Source organism: Methylophilus sp. DMC18 (assembly GCF_056314005.1).
Genome location: NZ_JBQUZE010000004.1, coordinates 201,953 through 224,548, shown reverse-complemented (window position 1 = coordinate 224,548; position 22,596 = coordinate 201,953). Strand labels below are relative to the sequence as shown.

Sequence of the window (22,596 nt, the reverse complement as noted above, 5' to 3'; positions counted from 1 at the left end):
CAAAGGTTCATCATGAAACTGCTGTTTATTCTTGATCCGCTGGCCTCACTCAAAAGTTACAAAGACACCAGCCTTGCCATCATGCGCGCGGCGCAAGCGCGTGGACACGTGCTATGGGTCTGCGAACAACACGACTGGCACTTGCAGCAAGCCGAGGTCAAGGTGGATGCGCAGACATTTGCATTCAATGCAGACGGGCACTGGCAAACCGGTGACAAAATCACACAAGCCCCCGCAAGTTTTGATGCGGTGCTGATGCGTAAAGACCCGCCGTTTGATAACGAATACCTGTATAGCACCTATTTGCTTGAGCTGGCGCAACAGCAAGGGGCACGTATCATTAACGACCCGTCATCCATTCGCGGCTGGAACGAAAAACTATCTGTCGCGCGCTTTCCGCAATTTGCCCCGCCGTTTATCGTCACCAGCCTGCAAAGCAAAATTCTGGCCTTTCTGGCCGAACATCAGGACATCATCGTCAAACCGCTGGATGGCATGGGCGGCAGTGGCATTTTCCGCTTGCGTCAGGACGACCCCAATATTTACGCCATCCTGGAAACGCTGACCCGATTTGAAGCACAAACCATCATGGTCCAGCGCTATATTCCAGAGATCGTCAAAGGTGACAAGCGCATCCTGATCATCAACGGTGAACCCCTGCCCTACGCCCTCGCCCGCATCCCAAAAACCGGCGAAACCCGTGGCAACCTGGCCGCCGGCGGCAAAGGCGTGGCCCAGCCCCTGAGCGCCCGTGACAAAGAAATTGCCGAGACCGTCGGCAGTGTGCTGAAACAACACGGCCTGTTTTTAGTCGGGCTGGATGTGATTGGCGACTACCTGACCGAAGTGAATGTCACCAGCCCGACTGGCATGGTAGAGATTGCGGCACAAACAGACTGTGATCCGGCCAGAGTGATGGTAGAGGCGCTGGAAAAACAGATGGCCTGACCGCCCGTCTCATCCTTAACGCGATCATATTCCCCCTGCTGACAGCCGATTTTGTTAACATCATCCAGTGCGGGTAAGTCCATCATGACTGCCTCACATCGTTGCAGGAGTGTCATCATGCGGGTCTTAGTGCTGGGTTCCGGGGTGATAGGCGTGACAAGCGCTTATTATCTGGCGTTAAAAGGCTTTGAAGTCACGGTCATAGACCGTCAACCAGCGGTCGCCCTGGAGACCAGTTTTGCCAATGCAGGGCAAATTTCACCGGGTTATTCCGCCCCTTGGGCCAGCCCGGATGTGCCCCTCAAGGCGCTTAAATGGCTGTTTCAGCGCCATGCGCCACTCTCACTCAAACCGGATTTCACGCGTTGGCAATGTCATTGGATTGCACAGTTTTTAAGCAATTGCTCGCTCGAACGTTATGAATTGAATAAATCGCGCATGGTGCGTCTGGCCGAGTATAGCCGCGATTGTCTGCGTCGTTTGCGCGCAGAGACGGGCTTGCATTATGAGCAACGCAGTCAAGGGACCTTACAAGTATTCCGCACCAAAAAACAACTCGCCGCCGAAGCCAAGGATATTGCCGTACTTGAACGCATGGGCGTGCCGTTTGAGCATTTGGATGCTGCAGGCTGTGTACGCATTGAACCTGCCCTGATTCACGTACAAGATGCGTTGCTGGGTGGGTTGTATCTGCCTGGGGATGAAACCGGGGATTGCCAGCTATTTACCACGCAACTGGCAGCCAAGGCGCAAGCGCTTGGGGTGAAGTTCAGACAAGAAACACAAATACACCGCTTACTGACACAGCAAAGCCAGCTGCTTGGCGTAGAGGTGCAAACGGCAAATGGCGTAGAAGTATTGCAGGCAGACCATTATGTGGTCGCCCTTGGCAGCTACTCGCGCCAACTTTCGCAGGCGTTGGGACTCAATCTGCCGGTCTATCCCGTAAAAGGCTATTCTTTGACCGTGCCCCTGATCAACGCTGCAGCCGCCCCCGTGTCCACCGTGATGGATGAGACTTACAAGGTGGCCATTACGCGCTTTGATCAGCGCATCCGGGTGGGCGGGATGGCGGAATTGCATGGGTTTGATTTAAGCCTCAACCCAAGCCGCAGGGCCACGCTGGAATTTGTATTCAACGGCTTGTTCCCGTATGCCGGGGATGTCGCACAAGCGCAATTCTGGACGGGGCTACGCCCCATGACTCCGGATGGCACGCCGCTGATCGGCCAGGCAAGCGCGGCTTACCCCAATGTGTGGCTCAATACCGGGCACGGCACGCTGGGTTGGACCATGGCTTGCGGCTCCGGGCAAGTGCTGGCCGATTTAATGGCGCAGGAGACACCGGCCATCGAGACGCAAGACCTGCAACTTTCCCGCTATCTCTAGCCGCGGTCACCCAAGCCATCGCTGCTACTGAGTAAAATCACTCAGTAGAGAAATCGTCTGTGCACTTACATCAGTACAAATTCTTTGGCGGTCGGCAACGCGGGCAAATCACTTTGCCCCAAGGCTTCCATGAGCTCAATGTCTATGACTTCAGTCAGCGCGTTGATCGGCAGCGCATTGGCAATCGGGGCAAAAGGCTCTTCGAGTTCATTACCGAGGGCATCGAGTCCAAACAGGGTATAAGCTGCCAATGCAGTCACAAACGGCGTGGCCCAGCCCAGGGTATTGGCAAAACAAAAGGGCATCAAAAAACAAAAAGTATAGGCGGTGCGGTGCAACAATAAGGTGTAGCCAAACGGAATCGGCGTGTTCTGGATCCGTTCACAGGCGGCTTGCGTCGCCGCCAGCTTCTGAATCAATTCTTCGAGCAAATTAAACTGTATAGGCTGGATGCGGCCCTCCGCCAATGCCTGTATCAGGATGCGCTCCATGGCACGTAAAATGACTTCTGGCGGATTTTTGCTCTGCAAGTATGCTTCTGCCACGGGCGCGGCTAACAGTTGCTTGATCCGTGGCAGTTGATCCCCTGGACGCAGCTGCTTTAGCAACGCGTGCGCGTAAGCAATATTGCATTCCAGCAATTGCTTGCGGGCGGCACTGTGTTCACCCTGGGTATCCAGTATCTGGCTCAAGCGTGCCAGGTTTCTCGCGGTGAGCATAAACTCACCCCACACCTTCCTCGCCTCCCACCAGCGCTCATAACAGGCGTTATTTCTAAAGGCAAGAAAAATAGACAGCGTGATGCCAAGCAAGGCGAACGGCCCGCCATCAAACTTGGGTAACCAGTCGGGCTTCAAGGTATAAATCGAGACCACGACAGCTGACAGTGTTGCCACAAATGTCAGCAGCGGCATGATCTTGAGCACGATAGAACCTTTGATGATAAAAAACAGTTCAAACAAGTGCGGTCTTGGTCTAACAATCAAGGCATGTCTCCCATCTGGTGAACTATCACACCAGTGATATACTCGATAGTTTGTAGTTTATCTGTCAGTGCTGGCAGCAAATGTGGCGATAAGACATGGAAATGCATGATTTAACGCCGTTTTCCCAGTGCTAAACAAGATGAGAACCTTCAACAGTAACAAGTCACCGGGTTGGAAATTGATGGATGGATACCATGCTTAAATGGAAAGATATACTTAAACTCTCGCGCGAAGGGAATCTGCCCCCAGAACGCAAATTGCAAAAATCCGTGCGTGCCTGGCGAGAGATTTTGGATGAAGAGGTGTTTGCCATTACACGTTTAAGTGCCACCGAGCGGCCGTTTTCATCAGAAATGTGTGTGGCGTTTACGCCAGGGCGCTATGCCTGCGCCTGTTGCGCGCAAACGCTGTTTGATTCTAGCCAAAAGTTTGACTCTGCCTCAGGTTGGCCTTCCTTTGACCAGCCCCTTGCAAAGAATGCGATTGCTTATTACGCCGACGATAGCCATGGCATGCAACGCGTAGAAGTGAAGTGCAATGTGTGTGATGCGCATTTGGGCCACGTCTTCCCCGATGGCAAAACAGAGAGTGGACTGCGCTATTGCATTAATGGCAAAGCGATTGCATTTGTCGCCCAGTAGTTGGCCGGCGTTAAAAGCAAACGGCGCGGTTTGCTCACGCAAACAACGCCGTTTCAGATTCAGCTCGCCATGCTTTGCTGAATAAGCTTAATGCGCCAATCTTCTGCCATAACTGACGGCATAAGCCGCTGGTCTGGCCAGCAAAATAGGATCTTTGCTAGGCGCAATGCCGTCTGTCAGCTGTAGCGGATTGAACATGATGGGCTTTTCAGCCGCTTTACTGTCTGCCACAGCCTTATTCAAGGTCAGTGTTCCTAACTCAATCACCTTGCGGCTGTCCGGCCAAACGACGGTCGCGTTGTTGACTTCATCCCCGGCGTCAGCCAGTTGCAGCAATAATTTATATTGCACCGCGCCTGTTTTTACACGCTCGACAATATCGGTCATCAGGTAGTCAGGTGCAGCTTTGTCAGCCGCTTCCTGGCTCAAAAATTTGGCGCCGGCCACGGGCACAATCTGGTACCGGCCAAAGACGGTTTTACCTGCAGCATTGGTAAACTCAAACGCGTTCACGCCATAAAAAGGTTGCGTCGCAAAACTCACAGGCGCCGGTTTGGGTGTGGTCACAAATTTGAGTGCAGCTGGATGGCTGCCTAAAAACTGCTCGACTGGGCTAGGCTTGGCCGTACTGCCCTGAGAGTCACGCACGGCATTGAGCAAGCCCAGAAAGTCTTCTGGCGTCGCCGTTGGAAAAGCATTCACCGAGATACTGACGATATCCGTTGCGGTGCCATCCGGTAATTGAAAGCGGATCGCAATGCCTTTAGGAAACGCATTGCCATTGGCATCCGGAATATTTGGCACGCCGGTGGCATTCGAGTAGCGGACCAACACCGGCGTTGCCTTTTGGAAGTGTGTTGCTTTACTGACCGAAGCCGCCTGTGCAGAAGGGGTAAATGTCCCCTCCACCATCACGCCTTTGGCATGGTTGGCGCGGTAGCCGGCATGGGGGCCGCCGGATAAAGTGGTCAAGGTGTCCACCAATTGTTCGGTCACCGGTTTTTCCTCTGCAAATACCGACGGGCTGGAGACAGTCAATGCTGTGGCAAATAACACGGCAACTAACGCTTGTATCTTCATGTTGAATCCTTTCTATGAAAATTCATATTGTTTAAAATTAAATCGCACACTACTTAAAACACCATAAACCATTTGTTTATGTTTACTACGCTTGATGCTGAATCAAATGGTTGCGCAGCGCGTTTAAGCGCTCGCGTAACTCACCGACCTCTTGCAATGAACAGCCCATGGCACACAACATGTCATCCATAATCCCGGCGGCCTTGAGCCTCAGCTGACGGCCGGTCTGCGTCAGGCAGATAATCACTTGCCTTTCATCTTCGGTCGAGCGCACACGCTGCAAAAATTCAGCAGCTTCCAGCCTTTTCAACAAAGGGGTCAGCGTTGCCGAATCCAGAAACAATTGCTCACCAATATCACTGACGGTACGCTGATCGCTCTCCCATAACACCATCATGACCAAATACTGCGGATAGGTTAATTCCAGCGTTTTGAGCAGTGGGCGATATACTTTGTTAATCGCCAGCGACAGCGAATACACAGAAAAACATAACTGCTCATTAAGCAATGGCGTTTGGGTTGATGCAGAATTATTCATATACTGCGATTATAAATCGCGTGCTATTATATTTTCAACAACTTTTTAATCTTATTTGTTCAGCCACTGCATCATGTAGTGAATGATGAAGTTGGCTTTCTTGTGCATTCTGATTTGGCTCATCTTGCGCTCCTTTCATGTATGAAGTGCATGATAAAACGCTTTTATTTTTAAATAAAATTGAATTATTTAATTCAATCGATAAATAATTCTTATAGATAGGCCAGTTGCCTTGAAATCAAGGCCTGGTGCGTAGCATTGAATTAATTGAGGTTATCCAGCGTGTAGGGGTCTTGAGGCGCCGGCTCGATATCGAGCGGATTGACGGCATAGTTAAAATCATCGCCGATATCAATGTCTATGTCGTTTTGACCTTGCCAGCGCTCGAGCCAGATCGAAAAGTCTTTTTCTGGCATGGGCTTGCCAATAAAGTAGCCTTGCCCCTCATTGCAACCGAGCTTGGCCAACTGGTTGAGCACCAGTTCGTTTTCTATGCCTTCGGCCACCACGATCAAGCCCAGGTTGTGCGCCAGATCGATGGTCGATTTCACGATGCTGGCATCGCCGGCGTTTTTATCCATAAACATGACAAATGAGCGGTCAATTTTAAGTTCTTGCACCGGCAGTTGACGCAAATAAGCCAGCGAGGAGTAGCCGGTACCAAAGTCATCAATGGCCAGATGCAATCCCATAGCCGCCAGTTTGCGCACGACAATTTCCGCCCGCTCAGGATCCTGCATCAAGCTGCCTTCGGTGATTTCAAGCTTGAGTGATTTGGTGGTCAAGCCATGTGCGGCCAACAAATCGGCAATCTGTTGCGGCAACTCCATGTTGTTGAGGTCACGGGTTGAAAGATTCACCGCCAGGCTGATATGCAAGCCTTGTTTTTTGAAATCCGCCAACGCTTCACAGGCGCGGCGCAACATCCATTGCGTGAGGTCACTGATAATACCGGTCTGTTCTGCAAACGGAATAAACTGGTCAGGGAAAATCATGCCTTTTTGCGGATGCACCCAACGAATCAGGGCTTCACCGCCCAGCGCACGGCGGGTCGAGACATCGACCTTGGGCTGGATGTAGAGCAATAACTGGTTTTGCTGGATGGCTTCCTTAAGGTCAGAGATCAGGGTCAATGTCTCGGACTGGTCAATTTCCAGCGAGGTATTGTAGACAATCCAGGGCGTCTTTTTGAGTCTGGATTCTTGCAGTGCCGTCTCGGCGTGGTTGAGTAAAGATTCTTCGTCCATGCCATGTTCGGGATACAGCGCAATCCCCATGCCCGCCTGTACATCAATGGCTTGGCCCTGCACCTGCACCGGTTGCTCAAATACCTGTTGGATGGCATCTGCAAAGCGGGTGGCTTGCGCCTGATCGGCATGCTGTAACAACACGGCAAATTCATCAGCATCAAGGCGCGCCACCATGTCTTGCTCACTCAATACATGCTGTTTGAGCACCTGACCGACGTGGCGCAGCAAATCATCGCCAAAATCCCGACCTAGCGTTTTGTTGATAGGCTTGAAGCGGTGAATATTGATGACCAGAATACTCAGCTTGGCATTGCTCTGGGCATGGGCCAGCATGGCCTGATGTACGCCTTGGGTAAATGCCAGGCGGTTGGAAAGACCAGTCAGCTCATCATTAAATGCCAGCCGCTGGATGCGCAAGCTGCGTTGCAACACCGCTTCACGCATGCTGTTGAGGGCGGTTGCCAGCAATCCGATCTCATCCGTACTGGTCACCTGAATTGGCTTGTCATAATTGCCCATGGCAATGTCATCGGCATTTTTAACCAGCGTCGCAATCGGTTCGGTAGTTTTGCGCGAAACATACCAGATCAAGGCAGCGAAAATGACCACACCAAGCAAGGTCAGGAAAATCATCACTTTAAAAAGCGTGTTCAAATCCTGCAGGTAAGGTTCTACCGAGCCCTGCAGCACCACCAGCAAAGCTTCATCCTTGGTTTCATGCAAGGAACGTATTTTAAGATGGTAGGTAATGCCATCCAGGTCGACCTTGTGTAAAGACAGCTTCTGCGCATACACATCGGAAACGGTTTTGACCAGCAGGTTTGAAAGTTCGTGGTTGGCAGTCCCCGTAACCAGCGCCCAATCGTGCTGATGGGTTTTTTGTACAAAGGTGACATCCAGGTGCGTCAGTTGCTTGATTTGCGCGGCCAGGCGGTTATCCACGGCAAACCCCATCACTACCCAGCCGATCACTTCGGGTGCTTTAACCGGCACGGCAATCAACTGATAAGGTTTGCCATCCACCAGTTCAAACTTGAGTGTGCCGGTTTGATTCTCGATAATGGCCTGTACAAACTCCTGATGGGCCGCACTGCCAGAAATGGCAGACTCGCTTTCCTGGGTGCCGATGACCATCGCTTCATCTTGACTGACGAAATAGGCGACCTGAGCATGGATGCGGCCCTGGTAGCTTTCCAGTGCGGAGGCAATCGTTTCCGCATCGTTGGTGGCAACGGCTTCCCTAAAGGCATAATCCGCGGCCAACACTTGCGTCGCCTGTTTGAGACTTTGCGTGTTGTGTTGCAGCAAATTGACAAATACCCGTTCGCCGACCTCCATCTGCTCTTCGGCCAGGCGGTTGGCATGTTTTACCAGGGCGTATTTAAGCGGAACCAGACCTGCCAACTGAATGGCAATGACCACGGTTAAGAATGTAAAAGCAATTCGCGAACGAATGTGTTTGAACTGGATCATGCAGTGAGAATGTTAGGGAAGCGCAATTTTCAGCTCGGTTGCGGCCCCTTCAATATTTACCTTTTGTTCTGTACCAGGTTTATTTTGTCCTGGTAGCCAGGCTTGATAACTGTATTGACCATCACTGAGCTTGATCATGGCCTTGCCTTGGTCGTCCGTTTTGACAAAAAACGGGGTATCGACGACATAAATATACCCTACCATAGAATCATGAATGTTGCATCCTAATGTCACCAATCCCGCCTGATCAAACAACACGGGGTCCGTTGGCACGCCGGAATACAACTTCAGCTCGAATTTTTTGGCAGGTGAAAATGAATAGACATGGTGCCTCACCGTATCTTCATTCGGAAAATTCACCTTGGTACCGGTCTGGATTACGGTTACCTTGGGGTTAAACATTTTGTTTTTTTGCACGATCTTGCCAGGGGCTGGACTGATTGCCGGGGTTTTCTTGTCATAAAACGCGACGACCGCATCGGTGACCGGCCGGCCCGCAGCATCAGTCACAGTGAGCGTCACTTCCGCGGCGTGCGCAGACAGCCCCAGACAGAGTAACCAGAGTCCTGCGCCAAGCAGCGGCCTGCTCAAAAAACGCATCTTCTTATCCTTTGCAAGCTTAATCACTGACCACGTCCCGCTTCATGGGCGCCAGTATCTTCAACAGCTCATTCTTTTCTTTGGTGCCTACGCCATTGATATCCATGCGCTCCCGCAATACCTCAACCATAATTTCGAATTCTGCCATGGTGATATGGGCATCGGCATGCGCATTTTTCATGGTTTCGCCCTCATACTCACATTGCCCGCCAGTTTTAACACATAAAAAATTGGTCAGACTCTGTTTAAGCGTGACCATTTTCACCCCTTCAAATGAGCGGGCTGTACGTGGATCCTTGCTGACAATATCCAAAGTTTGATTCGACAAGCGGCTCAGCATCGGCAGGCCGCCGATACGGCTGAACAAGCTTGCATCAGGCTTGGGCTGGGCGGGACACCCCGCCATGCACAGCAACAAGCTAATCCAGATCAACCTTCGCATTTCTTCCTCCGTTAAATTGCCACACTATCAGCATATTACGTGAGCTTAAAAAGTTTGAAACCATGAAAAAGCCAATCAAATCAATCGCTATTTTCGCAATGATTCTTATCGCGAAAACGAGATAATGATGCTATTCGATCAAATTTTGAAAGCGTTACCATGCATTCTTCTCCCCTTCTGATCGGCTGCATTGCAGTGGCAACAGCAATGACCTTGCCTTTCGTAGCCAACGCAGGCGATCGCCTGTTAGCGACCGGTGGCGTCACCCAGATTGAGGGGGCGGCAGGCGGTGGCTTGATGCCTTGGGCTGTGATTAGCGGTTATGGCACAGACAAACAAATTGGCGGCTCGGTGTTTTATACGCATGCACAAACCAAGGGCGACTTTAAATTAAATACCTCTGGGATCGCGATTGGTGCTTTCAATCGCATCGAACTCAGTGCCAGCCAGGCGCGGTTCGGCTTGAGCGATACGGTGCCTGGCGAGGAAGTCCGCCTGAACACATTAGGCATAAAATTACGCCTGATAGGCGACGCCGTCTATGAACAGGACAGCTGGCTGCCACAAATCTCGGTGGGGGCCCAATACAAATATAACGAGGACTACCACTTTGTGCCCAAGGAGCTGGGCGCCAAAGATCGCGATGGCATTGATTATTATGTGGCCACCAGCAAGCTGTTTTTGGGTGCGCTGAATGGCTACAACTTGCTCATCAATGCCAATCTGCATGCCAGTAAAGCCAACCAGTTTGGCCTCTTGGGATTTGGCGGGGACCGGCATGACCGCTATCGTATCCTGCCAGCCGTCTCGGCAGCGATCATGCTTTCGGATAACTGGCTCATCGGCACTGAATATCGCGATAAACCGAACAACCTGTCGGTATACAAAGAAAACAGTGCGCACGATATTTTCATGACCTGGTTTCCGCACCGCAACATGTCTATCACTGGCGCCTATATTGATTTGGGCAGAATCGCCAACAAGGACGACCAGACCGGTTGGTACTTGTCAGGCCAGTTAAATTACTAAGTGAACCCACAAGTCATTATTTGAGCGTCTGCAGACCGCATGTCGCCTGCAAGGCTTTGTCCAGTTGCTTGTAAGCCGCACCATTGCCAGTCGCAAAGGCATACGGATTGGTCAAAAGATAGTGGTTGTAACGCACTTGCCGGTAACTATACTTTTGCGCAAGACCGAGTGCATAGCAGTCGCAGGCCTGCGTCATATCGTCGGCATGGTAGCGCTGCTGGCAAGTCTGCTTCAGTGCCTGCTGATCCGCACCCGTCCAGGGCTTGGGCGTGGATACTGCATCGGCCCTGGCCTGGGTCAACATCGCATACATGAGTTCCACGCTGGCGCGCAATTTACCCAGTGGCGCAGTCTGCAAGGTATCGCGATGCAGCGGCTGCAAGCTGGCCGCATCTAGACTAAAATCAGCCTGATTGTCTGTCGTCTCAGGTACTTGATAGCCTTGCGCAGCCAACATGATTTGCTTGGCCGGATCGGCTTGCAACAAGGCGTGTGCTTCGGCGAGGTCTGCCGCTGGCAATTGTAACTGCCAGTGGATCTGACAAGGTTGCGTCGTGGTGACGGACATGCTGCCACTGACCTGCTGATCAGCCACTGCATCCGCAAATGCAGGTGGGATACGCTGCAGCATGTAATGCATTTCCTTGTCTGCCAGCGTTTTTAAAGACTGATCATCCGGACAGGCAATGACGGTGGCATGGACCATCCATAACCCCAGGGTGGAGCAGATTTGAGTCAGGCATTTCATAAGGCCAGGCATAGTGAATTCTCTCAAATGATTCTGGCATTTGAGCAGGCTTGACCAGAAAAGTTTTGTGCGGCATCTTTTATCAAGATAACAGAGTAGCCGGAAATGAAAACGGGCGCTAAAGCGCCCGTTCATGCCATCAGGAACAAATTATTTGTTCATAACGTACATAGTTACTTCAAAGCCGAAACGCATTTCGGTAGCAGCTGGTTTAGTCCACATAGTCATTTCTCCTTTATCCTAAATTCGTCTTAGCAGTTGCTATCAACGTGTGACCATATTAAAACTCGGCTAAAAGATTGTCGTGATTAAACTGCGCAACATGCGTTCATGATTTTCATGAGTATCGCCTGATATACCCCTTAATCAGCCCGTGACTTGATCTGGCGCAACAATTTGCTGATGCCTTTGCGGCCGATGGTGCGCTTGAGGCTCACCTTGAAGTCATAGACGTAAAACGGCCATAAAAACTGCCAGCTCAGGCGGCGACCGCTCATGCCGAGATATATTTGCAAAAACTGCTTGCGGCCTTCCCAATGCAGTTTGTTCAAGGCGCGCGTCAAGTCGGCCAGACGATTTGACATCGGCGTCGCTCTCGGCGTCGCATGCAAGCGGGCGGTGTCTATCAGCACAAACTGTAACTGATCCCCTTCACGCTGCACCAGAATATTACCCCCGGAAAAGTCGCGGAAATAAATCCCCGAATGGTGCATATGCAGGCAAAACCGGGCAAAGGCCTGATACAAATGCTCGGCAGTCAGGCCCTCGTATTCGGTCGCGCCCTCGCGAAAAGCCAAAAACGCCTTGGAAATGGCAAACTGATGCGGCACAAAATCACAGATATAAAAATTGCGGCGCAATGTGGTGTCATGCGTATGCTCGATGAATGCGACAGGCATGGCAGTACCCACGCCTCGCCGCAGCAATTCCATCGCCCCGTTCCAGCTGCGCTTGGCTTTGCTGGGTTTAAATCTGTCCAGTAGCGTTTTATGCCAATACATGCGCACCGGTTTTTTCACAGTCACTTGCTGACCGGGAGTTCTCGGATCAGGCAAGGACCAAATCGCATTTCTGGCATGGCGCAACGCCTGCTGTTTGGCAGGCGGAGTCAGCGTTTCCGGATGCCAGGCCTGCCATAATTGTCTGGCTTCTTCCGCATCCTTGGCCAGAATCAAGCCGCGCCAATCGCCTTCATGTACCGGAAAATACTGCTTACCGCCTATATGCGCATGAATCACCGTGCCACTCAAGGCAGGTTGCGCCGTACGCAGCAGCATCTGGTCCGGCTCTGGCCACACCAGATACACCGGTGACTCGGTCACTAATTGCCGGTCTGGTGCCGGCCGGCCGTCACGGTCAAAGATTTGCGCGAGCTGCAAGCAATGCGGGGAATAGACTTGGTCGAGCACTGCACATTGACCGTTGACGGTCCAGGCGATATGCACGGTTTTCCCATGCTGCTGTAATTCGTGGATTTCGAGTCCATGGCCGGTACTCACAGGCGCAATATAGTGCGCCCCGTTCAGCCAGTCGCATGCCGTTTTAAATGCCGCAAAACTGGGTCTGTGCTGATAGTGTTCGCGCTGGCCATCGGCCGATTTGTAATAGGCGACGCGCTCCAGTGCCGGATACTCTGCATCCTTGAGGCCATCATCGATCAAGCCTTCACGGTGACAAATGAAGGCGCCCCAGTTTGCGTGCTGCAAAGCGCCAGAGGCGGCCAACAAAGTAAAGTAGCGTGCGACGTAATCGGCCTGTTTTTGCGCGCCATCCGGCAAGTGGCGTTTGATGCGGTAAATCGCCCAGAAGGCCACCGGCGACACCAGCGCAGGTACACCAAAATCTTCCCCCACTTTTTGCAACAAACGGGCTTTTTTGATCAGGTTAAACTTGAGGTGTCGGGTCCACTGATATTTGAAAATGCGCTCATCGGACAGCTCGGGCTCAATCACGCGTTCCACAAACAGGTTGTTGCTGTGCACATCGGGCAAGCGCCGGGTCTGAGCCAGCGTTTTCAGCAGACTGACGTTATACAGCGGCTCAAAATCCTGCACATTCGGGCCCACCACCCGCACCTGATATTGTCTGGCCAGATCGTAAGCCAGCTGCCAGGCTAACATAAAGCCAGGCATGTCATAGCCCGCCCATTTTTTGCGGTTGACCGTGTTACCAATCTCCAGCGCCGCAATGCGTCCCGCATAGGCTTGCAATAGCTCAGACACAAAAGTTGCCCACGCTTGCTGCACACTGGCGTCGCGCATATTTCTTGCCGCGGCAAATGGCTGCACCACATGCAAGGTCACCGAGAGGCCAGCCGCTAACAAACGGCGCAAAAAACGCTCTTGATGGGGGCGTGCATCATCATCGCTGATATCCAGCCGTACCCTGGTCACACCCAGCATCTGCAATTGCGTCAAGACGTAATCATCTGTGGCAGGATCCTGATTACTCGCGACACAGATCCCGATAAAGTCGTCAGGGATGGCATGGTCGAGTTTTGGTAAGTGGCTGTGTTTGAGCCAGAAACCACCTGTGGCCAGATATTTCAAGCCATCAAGAATGACCTGTCGGGTCAGCATGGAGGGTTGTTTTTTCAAAGTCAGCCCTTACTCTGGCAAGCGATAACGCTGCTCTTGATACAACAAGGCAGGCAACAGGCTGTTAGCTAGGGCGCGTTCAGCCAATGCCGCGGCATCCGCTGGCGGTGCGGTATTCTGCAACTGCTTACTGAGTGGATTGTAGTGACCAAAGGCAGGCGCCTTGCCCTCACGCAACACCACCACTTCGTTATCTGCGACCGTTGGGCCAGTTTGCTGCATCCAGCCAAAGTTGTAGTTGTACTGCATCATGGCGCGACCACGATAGTCAGCGCTCACATTGGACAAATCATGCCCGGTCATCGGATGCTTGGCGTCTATGCCCATCAGTGACAACACGGTCACCGGCAGGTCAATCTGGCTGGCAATTGCTTCAACGGTTTTAGGTTGCACCGCCCCGCCCAGAATCAACGCCGGGATATGAAAGTGTTCGATCGGCACCAGCGAATCGCCACGCACGCGAATGTCATGGTCGGCCACAATCAAAAACACGGTATCGTTCCAATAAGGGCTGGCTTTGGCTTTTTTAAAGAACTCGCCGATGGCGTAGTCGGCATATTTCACTGCATTGTTGTCAGTCGCCTTGGGCTGCTCATACAGCTCGATACGCCCATCCGGGAACTCAAAGGGTGCGTGGTTAGACGAGCTGAACGCAAGTGTAAAAAACGGCTTGCCGCTGGCGTGGTGTGCCATCAGCTGCTCATGCGTTTTGTTGAGCAAATCTTCGTCAGAAGCCCCCCAGCTGGCAACAAACACCGGATTGATGAAATCCGGTTGGTCCGTGATCTGCTGAAAACCATTGCCCATGAAAAAACTGCGCATATTGTCAAAATGGGATTCCCCCCCGTAAATAAACTCGGTCAGGTAACCACGTTTGGACAATAGCGAAGCCAGCGTAAAAAAGTTCTTCTGGCTCAAGTCCAGCTTGACGGTACTGTCTGACGGCGTCGGCTGAAAACCGGTAACGACCGCCTCAATCCCGCGCACCGAGCGCGTCCCGGTCGCATACAGATGCGTAAACCAGATGCCCTCAGCTTTGAGCTTTTCCAGATTTGGCGTCACCGGCTTGCCGCCCAGAGATTCGACAAAGCCTGCGCCCAGACTCTCTTGCAGCAAAATCACCAGGTTCAATGGTTTGTCTCGCTGCACACTGGGTGTCAGCGTGGTCAGGGTCGGGATATCGGTATCTTGCGCACCGGTCAAGGCAAAGATTTTTTCGCGCGGCAGTTTGCCGTAAATGGCACTGGATTTTGCCTCATGCTGCAAACTGTAGGCGGCATAAAATACCGAATAGCTTGAGTTTAAAATCAGGCTGTTGACCATGCTGTCCTGGGTAATGGCAAACAAGGCCGGATTGGCCGGGCGGTGGCCCAGGCTAGAGCGGATGCCGAAAATCGTCAACACCAGCAATAATGGCCAGACCAGCCATACCGCCAAATTATTCCATTTAGGCTCGGCTTGACGCCAGGGTTTCAATAAACGCGCAACCAGTGCAACAGCCACCAAGCTCATGGCCAAGCCAAAAAACAGTTCGACTTTAAAGCCTTGCCACAACATGCCAAACACTTCATGCGGATACTTGAGATATTCGACAAAGATGCGGTTGGGGCGGACATCATACTCAAGAATAAATCCTGGCGTGGCCGCTTCTAAAAACACCAATAACACCAATGACAACAACACCCACCAAAAGGTGAATCGGCGCCAAACCTTGAACAGGCCACGGGTCGCCAGCACCGGCGACACTAACACCGGGATCAAGGCCAGCAAACCAAGCTGAATGACATCCACACGCACGCCCTGCAGCAAGATCTGACACAGTTCACCGGTCGCCTGTACGCGCTCCCACTTCCAGATCACCAGCCCCAGGCGAGTGAGAGAAAGCAAGACCAGCCCACTGATAAACATGACAATCAGCGGTGCATAAGGGCCAAACCAGTGGGCAAATCTCCACAGTTTTGAAGACGGGCGAGGCGTGCCGAAATAGATAGGTTGCATAAAGGCTTAATCTGTTTGAATCAAGCTTGGAATTATAACGGGTTATCTCGTTTATGGCCCTACCGGCAAGCATCCGCCTGCAGATGTGCGATTAAAAGGATTTTTTACGTAAATCGAGGTAGACCATGGACAGCAAAGCGACCGGGATCACAAAGCCCACCAGCAAAGGCACTAAATCCACCAGCATATCCACCATGCCGGTCTGGCTGGTGAACAGGCTCCAGCCTTTAGCCAACAAAGGTACGACCGTGAATAACAGCGTGGGAATCAGAAACCAAACCGTGCTGCTTGCCCCGCGTTTGGCCAAACGCGCACAAAAAAATGTGACCAGCGCCACAATAATGGCAGCCCCGGCACCCCAGATAGCCCCGGCAACGATCGTAATCCAGGTCCCTACCTGATACAGCAATAAACAAATGATGGCGGTTAGTATCAGCTTGCGGTTCATCGCAACTTGCATGTCACACTCCTCTGAATGAATGGCTTGTTTTAATGATAAGTGTGACAACGGAGGCGTTAAAAGTTGCAAACCGTCCTGCGTGTTTGAGTATGCTGATCCAGAGAGCCCGCCTCCGCTCAGCCGGGAATTCAAGTTCGCCAGCCAGGCCCATGGCCTATACACGCATTAGCCAGGCCATCTGCCCTTTTATGCCTTAACGTTTTCTGTGTTTTAACCATCTCACCATCTGCATGCCCAACAGCACCAAGACCCCGATCACACTAAGCAAACATAGGATTGCAGGCAATGGAATCAGACTCACAGCTTGCGGCTGACGCGCAAGCCCCTCTTTTAAAGACGCCGGCAACCGGTTTGGCGTCACTGGAATCACTTTCCATTGGCTGCGATCCGCTGGCGCTTGTTGCAGATACTCGGCAAAGCTATATACAGGCGCGAGACCAAACTCACGGCTGGATGGAATTTGCGGAATACGTACAAAGTAAATGGCTTCAAGCTGATCGGCCAGAGGCGCCATACGCGGTGAAGTTAATGTGGACCGGTCACCAGTTTGAGCCATATTGAGCAGGTCATGCCCGATGGCGTCAAATGCTACCGCAGGAAACAGCCGAGTCATTTCAGTATTCAGGTAATCATAAATGGCACGGCCTTTTTGCAGACTCTGCTGCGTGGCAGCCACATACCAGTAAGCGGCACTGGCCTTGAGCAGGCTCTCGACTCCTCGCCGGGGCACTTGCCAGCCCAGTTGGCGTAAAGTATCTATGCTGATGCCAGCACAGTTATCCCTGGCGTGATCATAGACAAAGTCATTGTGGTAAAAATGCTGCATGACCCGGTTATTCAATGCCTGGACTTGCAGAGGAATCGTCGGCTGACTGAACACCGCGACCAGCATATAAGATGGCCGGTAAAATGCTTGCCCACTATTGAGATCGCCCATGTATTTATCGAAAGGCGTGACCCCGGCAATGATGCCCTTTTCACTATTGATGGCTAGGTTATAGTAGTTATTAACCAACCAGTTTGCATATTCGCCTTGCGCACCGACGATCCCGGTAGCCAAGGCAAAGTGACCGCCATGGGCCTCATCATCATCGCCCTGTGCACCATTGAGCAAAATACCGACGGCGGTTTTGCCTGACGACTGTTGCGCCAGGCCTGGCGACTTCTCCCATAACAGTCGGCTTTGATAAGGGCTGCGGGCACCCCCGTTGGCAAACTGTACCAAGGATTGCAAGGTTTCATCCTTTTGCAACGGTTGCGGGTCAGCGGTTAAATCAAGCTTAAACGCATGTGGCCATACGGTGCGCGCCGTCAAGGTCTCGCCCTCTAACTCACCGCGTATCCACAGTTTGGACTGGCTTAAATAAGCACTCGTATCCGCATTCCAGTAAGATCGGTTACTGGCAAGTTTGGGAACCAATTTAAAATGGAAGCGCTCCCCTGTTGCGGTTGAGACCGAACTGCCTGCAGCGGTTAGCGTCATTTCTGACCAGCGTTGAGTTGCGCCGGTCCAGACCAGTGACGGTAAAGCCACAGGATTGAGTGCCGCACCATCCTCGACTCCACGCATCTGGGTGTCGATGCGTGTTACTGGCTCGCCATCAGCCGGGACAGAAAACGTCTCATGGCGGAAATACCATAAGGTTTGCGGCAACGTCTGGCAGTGCTGGCAAGCCCACTGCATCGTTTGAAATTGCGTGCTGGAATAGGGGCCTAATTTATCCACTTCGGACTCCGCATGAACAAACGACGACATCAGGCCGATGCCGAATCCAAATCCGACCCCAACCATACGCCGCATGCTATCGCTCCCAAACACGCAAGTAATTGCACACACTGACCCAATATTCCGGCTGGCGCCAGCACAAATAAATTGCCACCAGCACATTGAGCATGGCCGTGATACCAAACAACTGCGGGATGCTGACACCCATGCCAAACAGCAAGACTGAAAATCCGGCAGAGAGCACCATAAACAGTGCATTCATGATGTTGTTAGACGCAATCACACGGGATTGATAGCCCGGTTGCGCGCGACTCTGTAGCAACACGTACAAGGGCACAATATACAAGCCGCCACAAATGCCGAGCAAAGCCACATCCAGCAACATGCGGTCATCGCTCCAGCCAGGCAAGCGATGCAAAGTCAGGCCCGGATGTGCCAATAACTGCTGCTGGATATCGCCGGTCACATGGGCAAAATCCCAGGCAAACACAGACATGCCAGCCGCCCCCAGCATGACCAAGCCTAGCTCCTGTTTGCCTTTGGAGAGCTTTTCACACCAGACAGAACCGACGCCTACCCCCACCGAAAAGATCGATAACAGACTGATAAAGTCACGCTCCGTGCCCTGCAATACATGCTTGGCCAGGTTGGGAAATTGCGCCAGCAAGGTCGCGCCAAAAAACCAGAACCAGGAGATCGCAACAATCGCGACCCACAACGTTTGCTGCGCCCAAAAGGTCCGTACGTTCTTGATGGTCTCGGTCACGGGGTTCCAGTTCACCTGGATCTCGGGCACCGGTGGCGGAGAAAGCGGAATGCTGCGGCTCAAGTGATAGCCGGAAATCGCAATCAACAGCACACTCAAGCTGGTGAACAAGGCATGTTGCTCCAAACTGCCTAACCACGCCCCCAATACCTGCCCCAGCAAAATGGCGACAAAACTGCCCATCTCGACCAGGCCATTGCCCGCGGTCAACTCGTTCACTTGCAAATGTTGCGGCAGGTAGGAATATTTCACTGGACCAAACAGGGTTGAATGTACCCCCATTAAAAACAGGGCCAGGGCCAACATGACCAGGCTGCGGCTTAAAAAGCCGATGCCTGCAAACAGCATGATGCCAATCTCCAATAGTTTTACCCAGCGGATCAACTGCGACTTTTCGTATTTATCCGCCAATTGCCCGGCCGACGCCGAAAACAGGAAAAACGGCAGGATAAACAGGCCGGGCAACAAAGTTGCCAGCATCTTGCCATCCAGGGTGGTCAGGCTGGCGGTATTAAACGCCACCTGCGTAATCAATGCGGTTTTAAACACATTGTCATTAAACGCCCCCAGACCCTGCGTCCAGAAAAAAGGGCCAAACCGCTGTTGGCTTAGTAATTGGAAAGGACTCTTCATGCCGCTTTTTCCGCCATTTGTTTGAGGGTGACGTAGTCAGTTTTACCCGTCCCCAATACCGGAATCTGCTCCACCACCACCAACTTACGGGCAATGGCGATTTCTGGGGAGCCAAGGTTTTTGGCCACAATCTGCAAATCCTCACGCTTGAGTCTGGCATCGGTGGTGAACAGCACGATATTCTCGCCACGGCTGGCATCGGCGACCGTCGTCGCGGCATGCTGATGCTCGGGTGCGGCGGTATGGGCGATTTTCTCGACGACTTCGAGCGAGACCATTTCACCGGCCACTTTGGCAAAGCGTTTCACCCGGCCCTTGATGTGGATAAACCCCTCGGTATCGACCTCTACCACATCGCCGGTTTCATACCAGCCATCCTTGGGCGAAACCAGGACGCCAGGCTGGTCATACAGATAGTAGCCCTGCATGATGTTGTCGCCCTTGACATAGAGCAAGCCGCCTTTTTCGATGCCTGGCACCGGCTCCAAACGGTATTCGATCCCCGGGAAAAACTGGCCTACCGTGCCATGGCGATTCGCCATCGGCGTATTTGCCGCGAGTACTGGGGCACATTCGGTCGTGCCATAGCCTTCGAGGATGCGGATACCAAATTTTTCGTGATAGATTTTGCGCACTTCTTCATTGAGTTTTTCAGCCCCGGCAAACACCACGCGCAACTTGTAAAAATCATAGGGGTGCGCAAACTTCGCATAATTGCCCAGAAAGGTGCTGGTAGAGAAAAACACGGTGCAGCCCTTGTCATAAATGACTTCCGGGATCAATTTATATTGCAAGGGCGACGGGAACAGCAAAATCGGGATGCCATTCAGGAAAGGCAACAAGGTGCCGGTAAAGCCAAAGGCATGAAACAGTGGCAATGCCATCATGAATTTATCAGTAGGATTGAAATCCAGCATGGCCAGAATCTGGTGCGTATTCGCCACAATACTTTTATGGTTATGCACCACGCCTTTGGGCTTGCCCTCGGAGCCGGAAGTAAACAGGATGACTGCGGTGTCGTTTTCTGTCGCGGGCTCCATGGCGGCACGCGGATAATGCAAGGCATAGCCCATGAGCCAGGCGCGATCCAGCATGCCAAACTGGGCACGCAAGTCTTCAAGATACACAATATTCAGATCACTCATTTTGGCGATGGTGTCTTCAAGCTTGGCGGCTTCAATAAACTTTCGCGAACTGATAATGGTGCGGACATTGGCGGCAATACAGGCGTTACGCATGCCCTCTGCCCCTGCGGTGTAATTGAGCATGGCCGGGACACGCCTAAACGCGGTCATCCCTAATAGCAAAGCCAGCGTATTGGTGATATTCGGCATCAACACGCCAACCGCCTCATCCCGCTGACTGACTTTGGTGGCAATGCGGCCCAGCGCCAGGCTGCGTTTGAGCACTTCCTGATACGTCTCTTCGACCTGGTTCATGTCTTCGATGATGCGCGTTTTGGCACCATATTTATCCATGGCATCCAGCATGGCTTCAAACAGGGTGGTGCTGCGCTGCGTCTTGAACAGCATGTGCTGCATGATATTACGCATGGCTTCACCAGCTATGCGGCGGCGCTGCTTGGCCGTCAACGGCGCGTGATGCCCATGCGGCTCAATCTGAATCTGGGTGGGCGGTAAAATGGTCAAGGTGACTTTAGGCAACAGCTTGCGTGGATGCGCATCTGACAAGCGGCCAAAATAAGACTGCGCCGCCCCCTCTACCCTCACGGGCAAAATCTTGACGCCGGTTTTTGCCGCGACAAAACCAGGGCCGTCATACACCTTCATCAAGGCCCCCGTCAGCGTGATGCGGCCTTCAGGAAAAATCACCACGTTTTCACCGGCATTCAGCCGCTGAATGACTTTTTTCATCGCCAGAGGACTGGCGGGGTCCACCGACAAATGCGGTGTCATCTTCAGCCATAGCCGGAAGAAGAAATGCTTTAACACCCCGGTATGCACGACAAAAGTGGCCCGCTTGGGCAGAAACAGGCCAAGCAACAGGCCGTCCAGAAAAGATTCGTGGTTGGCAATAATCAACAACCGGTCTTCGTTTGGCACATTTTCGAGGCCGGTAACACGCACCCTGAACAATAAACGACAGATACCCCTTAATAAACTGACTAGCATATTCACTTCCTACCCTTTTATATTTCGTTTTTTATATAGTCCAGCACATTTTCCAGTGCTTGTTGCATGAACGCTTTATTGACCCAGAAAAAGACTTCGCGCCCGATTTTTTCACTCTGTAACGCGCCACCACGCTCCAGCACCTTGAGATGGTGGGTGACGGCTGTGCGGCTTAATTGAGAGCTTTCCACAATCTGCAGGATGGTCAACCGCTCGTTTTTTTCAAACGATAGCAAAATCCGTTGTCTGTGCGCATCCCCCAGCGCCTCAAAGAGGGCCGAAATGTCTGTCCAGGCTTCTGGAATGTGAGTGACTGTTTTCATATAACTAAATAATTAGTTATTTAGTTTATTTTGTCAAGCGCTGACCGCAAAATATTTAGTCCCCGCCCTAATCCGGTTTTCATTAAATCATCATTTACCGCAAAACAGAGGCCATTACACTATGTTAAAACATTTAAACATAAATAATTCAGGGAATAAAAATGGGACGATACGCCGCACTTTTTTCATTGATGGCAGCACTACCTGTGGCGGCACATGCCAATGCAGCGATCAACCTTGCCAGCACTAGCTGCAGTGGTGCGTTGTCGATTTCATCACTCACTGGCGCCTCGCTCAGCTGTGCAGGCAATTTGACCTTGAATGGCGGCTGGATAGACTCTGACGATAACATCTTCATTCGTGCAGAGGGGGATTTGCTGCTTGAAAACCTTAATCTGAAGGCACCAGAAATTTCGTTTTCGACGATCCAAGGGGGGATTCAGATCGCGAGCACTGTGAACATTCAGTCAATGGAAAATCAAGCCCATAGGGGTGGGCCGTTGCTAATAGGTTGGCAACCGATTAAACGAGATATCATCTGGAACAGTTTTAACCTTGGCCTCAACCCGGGTAGTAATATTCAAATTAGCTCACAAAATACGAATAGTAGTGCGGTGATCCCTCTAACAGGGAATGGAAGAATTTATATGATGAATACTACCGGGATTGTATTTTCGAATCCGACTATTAGCATCGGACATTTAACCACTACTGAATCTATCACTCTCAACAACGCTATCAGCGTTTCATCCGTCCCAGAGGCAAACACGGGCGCAATGTTGTTGCTAGGCGTGGGCTTGCTGGCATTAAGACGCAGAGCCTGTTAATCCGCCAGTG

Annotated in this window: 20 protein-coding genes; 5 read left to right on the top strand and 15 right to left on the bottom strand. The window is 51.9% G+C overall.

Going from position 1 to position 22,596, the window contains the following annotated elements; all coding sequences use genetic code 11:
* The first annotated feature begins 12 nt into the window (after window positions 1–12).
* Together gshB and ACT53G_RS11015 are read left to right on the top strand one after the other, a co-directional pair.
* On the top strand, window positions 13–948 hold the full coding sequence (gene gshB, locus ACT53G_RS11020) for a glutathione synthase (RefSeq protein ID WP_476169420.1): 936 nt from the start codon (window positions 13–15) through the stop codon (window positions 946–948).
* Window positions 949–1,065: 117 nt separating this feature from the next.
* On the top strand, window positions 1,066–2,337 hold the full coding sequence (locus tag ACT53G_RS11015) for a D-amino acid dehydrogenase (RefSeq protein ID WP_476169419.1): 1,272 nt from the start codon (window positions 1,066–1,068) through the stop codon (window positions 2,335–2,337).
* Window positions 2,338–2,402: 65 nt separating this feature from the next.
* Here ACT53G_RS11015 and ACT53G_RS11010 read toward each other — a convergent pair whose 3' ends face one another.
* On the bottom strand, window positions 2,403–3,323 hold the full coding sequence (locus ACT53G_RS11010) for a bestrophin family protein (RefSeq protein WP_476169418.1): 921 nt from the start codon (window positions 3,321–3,323) through the stop codon (window positions 2,403–2,405).
* A gap of 194 nt (window positions 3,324–3,517) precedes the next feature.
* Between ACT53G_RS11010 and msrB the strand changes: the two genes are divergently transcribed.
* A complete protein-coding gene (gene msrB / locus ACT53G_RS11005; RefSeq protein ID WP_379074005.1) occupies window positions 3,518–3,964 on the top strand; it encodes a peptide-methionine (R)-S-oxide reductase MsrB in 447 nt (148 codons plus the stop codon).
* 87 nt (window positions 3,965–4,051) lie between these two features.
* Here the strand turns inward: msrB and ACT53G_RS11000 are convergent, their stop codons facing one another.
* From ACT53G_RS11000 to ACT53G_RS10980, 5 genes are all read right to left on the bottom strand, one after another.
* Window positions 4,052–5,044: a catalase family peroxidase gene (locus ACT53G_RS11000; protein WP_194749057.1), complete on the bottom strand. Its 993-nt coding sequence runs from the start codon at window positions 5,042–5,044 to the stop codon at window positions 4,052–4,054.
* 85 nt (window positions 5,045–5,129) lie between these two features.
* Window positions 5,130–5,582, bottom strand: coding sequence for a MarR family winged helix-turn-helix transcriptional regulator (locus tag ACT53G_RS10995; protein WP_194749059.1), 453 nt, complete (start codon window positions 5,580–5,582; stop codon window positions 5,130–5,132).
* A gap of 263 nt (window positions 5,583–5,845) precedes the next feature.
* Window positions 5,846–8,305 (bottom strand): EAL domain-containing protein, encoded by a 2,460-nt coding sequence (locus ACT53G_RS10990; RefSeq protein ID WP_194749060.1) that lies wholly within the window; start codon window positions 8,303–8,305, stop codon window positions 5,846–5,848.
* Window positions 8,306–8,317: 12 nt separating this feature from the next.
* Window positions 8,318–8,905, bottom strand: a complete 588-nt coding sequence (locus ACT53G_RS10985) for a methylamine utilization protein (RefSeq protein ID WP_194749061.1) — start codon at window positions 8,903–8,905, stop codon at window positions 8,318–8,320.
* Between the two features lie 19 nt (window positions 8,906–8,924).
* Window positions 8,925–9,347 carry a group I truncated hemoglobin gene (locus tag ACT53G_RS10980; protein WP_476169417.1) on the bottom strand — a complete coding sequence of 141 codons (423 nt, stop codon included), beginning with the start codon at window positions 9,345–9,347 and terminating at the stop codon, window positions 8,925–8,927.
* A gap of 207 nt (window positions 9,348–9,554) precedes the next feature.
* Here ACT53G_RS10980 and ACT53G_RS10975 point away from each other — a divergent pair, with 207 nt between their 5' ends.
* Window positions 9,555–10,376 carry a DUF3034 family protein gene (locus ACT53G_RS10975; protein ID WP_476169476.1) on the top strand — a complete coding sequence of 274 codons (822 nt, stop codon included), beginning with the start codon at window positions 9,555–9,557 and terminating at the stop codon, window positions 10,374–10,376.
* 16 nt (window positions 10,377–10,392) lie between these two features.
* Here the strand turns inward: ACT53G_RS10975 and ACT53G_RS10970 are convergent, their stop codons facing one another.
* From ACT53G_RS10970 to ACT53G_RS10930, 9 genes are all read right to left on the bottom strand, one after another.
* Entirely contained in the window at window positions 10,393–11,124 is a 732-nt protein-coding gene (locus ACT53G_RS10970; RefSeq protein WP_476169416.1) for a hypothetical protein, read from the bottom strand.
* Window positions 11,125–11,274: 150 nt separating this feature from the next.
* Entirely contained in the window at window positions 11,275–11,346 is a 72-nt protein-coding gene (gene pqqA / locus ACT53G_RS10965; RefSeq protein WP_081624291.1) for a pyrroloquinoline quinone precursor peptide PqqA, read from the bottom strand.
* A gap of 140 nt (window positions 11,347–11,486) precedes the next feature.
* Entirely contained in the window at window positions 11,487–13,721 is a 2,235-nt protein-coding gene (locus tag ACT53G_RS10960) for a lipopolysaccharide kinase InaA family protein (RefSeq protein ID WP_379073993.1), read from the bottom strand.
* A 9-nt stretch (window positions 13,722–13,730) separates the two neighbouring features.
* Window positions 13,731–15,719: an LTA synthase family protein gene (locus ACT53G_RS10955; protein WP_476169415.1), complete on the bottom strand. Its 1,989-nt coding sequence runs from the start codon at window positions 15,717–15,719 to the stop codon at window positions 13,731–13,733.
* 91 nt (window positions 15,720–15,810) lie between these two features.
* Window positions 15,811–16,179 (bottom strand): hypothetical protein, encoded by a 369-nt coding sequence (locus tag ACT53G_RS10950; protein WP_194749066.1) that lies wholly within the window; start codon window positions 16,177–16,179, stop codon window positions 15,811–15,813.
* A 193-nt stretch (window positions 16,180–16,372) separates the two neighbouring features.
* Window positions 16,373–17,980, bottom strand: a complete 1,608-nt coding sequence (locus ACT53G_RS10945) for a hypothetical protein (protein WP_476169414.1) — start codon at window positions 17,978–17,980, stop codon at window positions 16,373–16,375.
* A 1-nt stretch (window position 17,981) separates the two neighbouring features.
* Complete coding sequence (locus tag ACT53G_RS10940; protein ID WP_476169413.1) at window positions 17,982–19,304, bottom strand: MFS transporter; 1,323 nt, start codon at window positions 19,302–19,304, stop codon at window positions 17,982–17,984.
* On the bottom strand, window positions 19,301–21,436 hold the full coding sequence (gene aas, locus ACT53G_RS10935) for a bifunctional acyl-ACP--phospholipid O-acyltransferase/long-chain-fatty-acid--ACP ligase (protein WP_476169412.1): 2,136 nt from the start codon (window positions 21,434–21,436) through the stop codon (window positions 19,301–19,303). The genes ACT53G_RS10940 and aas overlap by 4 nt, the downstream gene beginning before the upstream one ends.
* 17 nt (window positions 21,437–21,453) lie before the next feature.
* A complete protein-coding gene (locus ACT53G_RS10930) occupies window positions 21,454–21,759 on the bottom strand; it encodes an ArsR/SmtB family transcription factor (protein WP_194749070.1) in 306 nt (101 codons plus the stop codon).
* A gap of 161 nt (window positions 21,760–21,920) precedes the next feature.
* Here ACT53G_RS10930 and ACT53G_RS10925 point away from each other — a divergent pair, with 161 nt between their 5' ends.
* Complete coding sequence (locus ACT53G_RS10925; RefSeq protein WP_476169411.1) at window positions 21,921–22,586, top strand: PEP-CTERM sorting domain-containing protein; 666 nt, start codon at window positions 21,921–21,923, stop codon at window positions 22,584–22,586.
* Window positions 22,587–22,596: the final 10 nt, after the last annotated feature.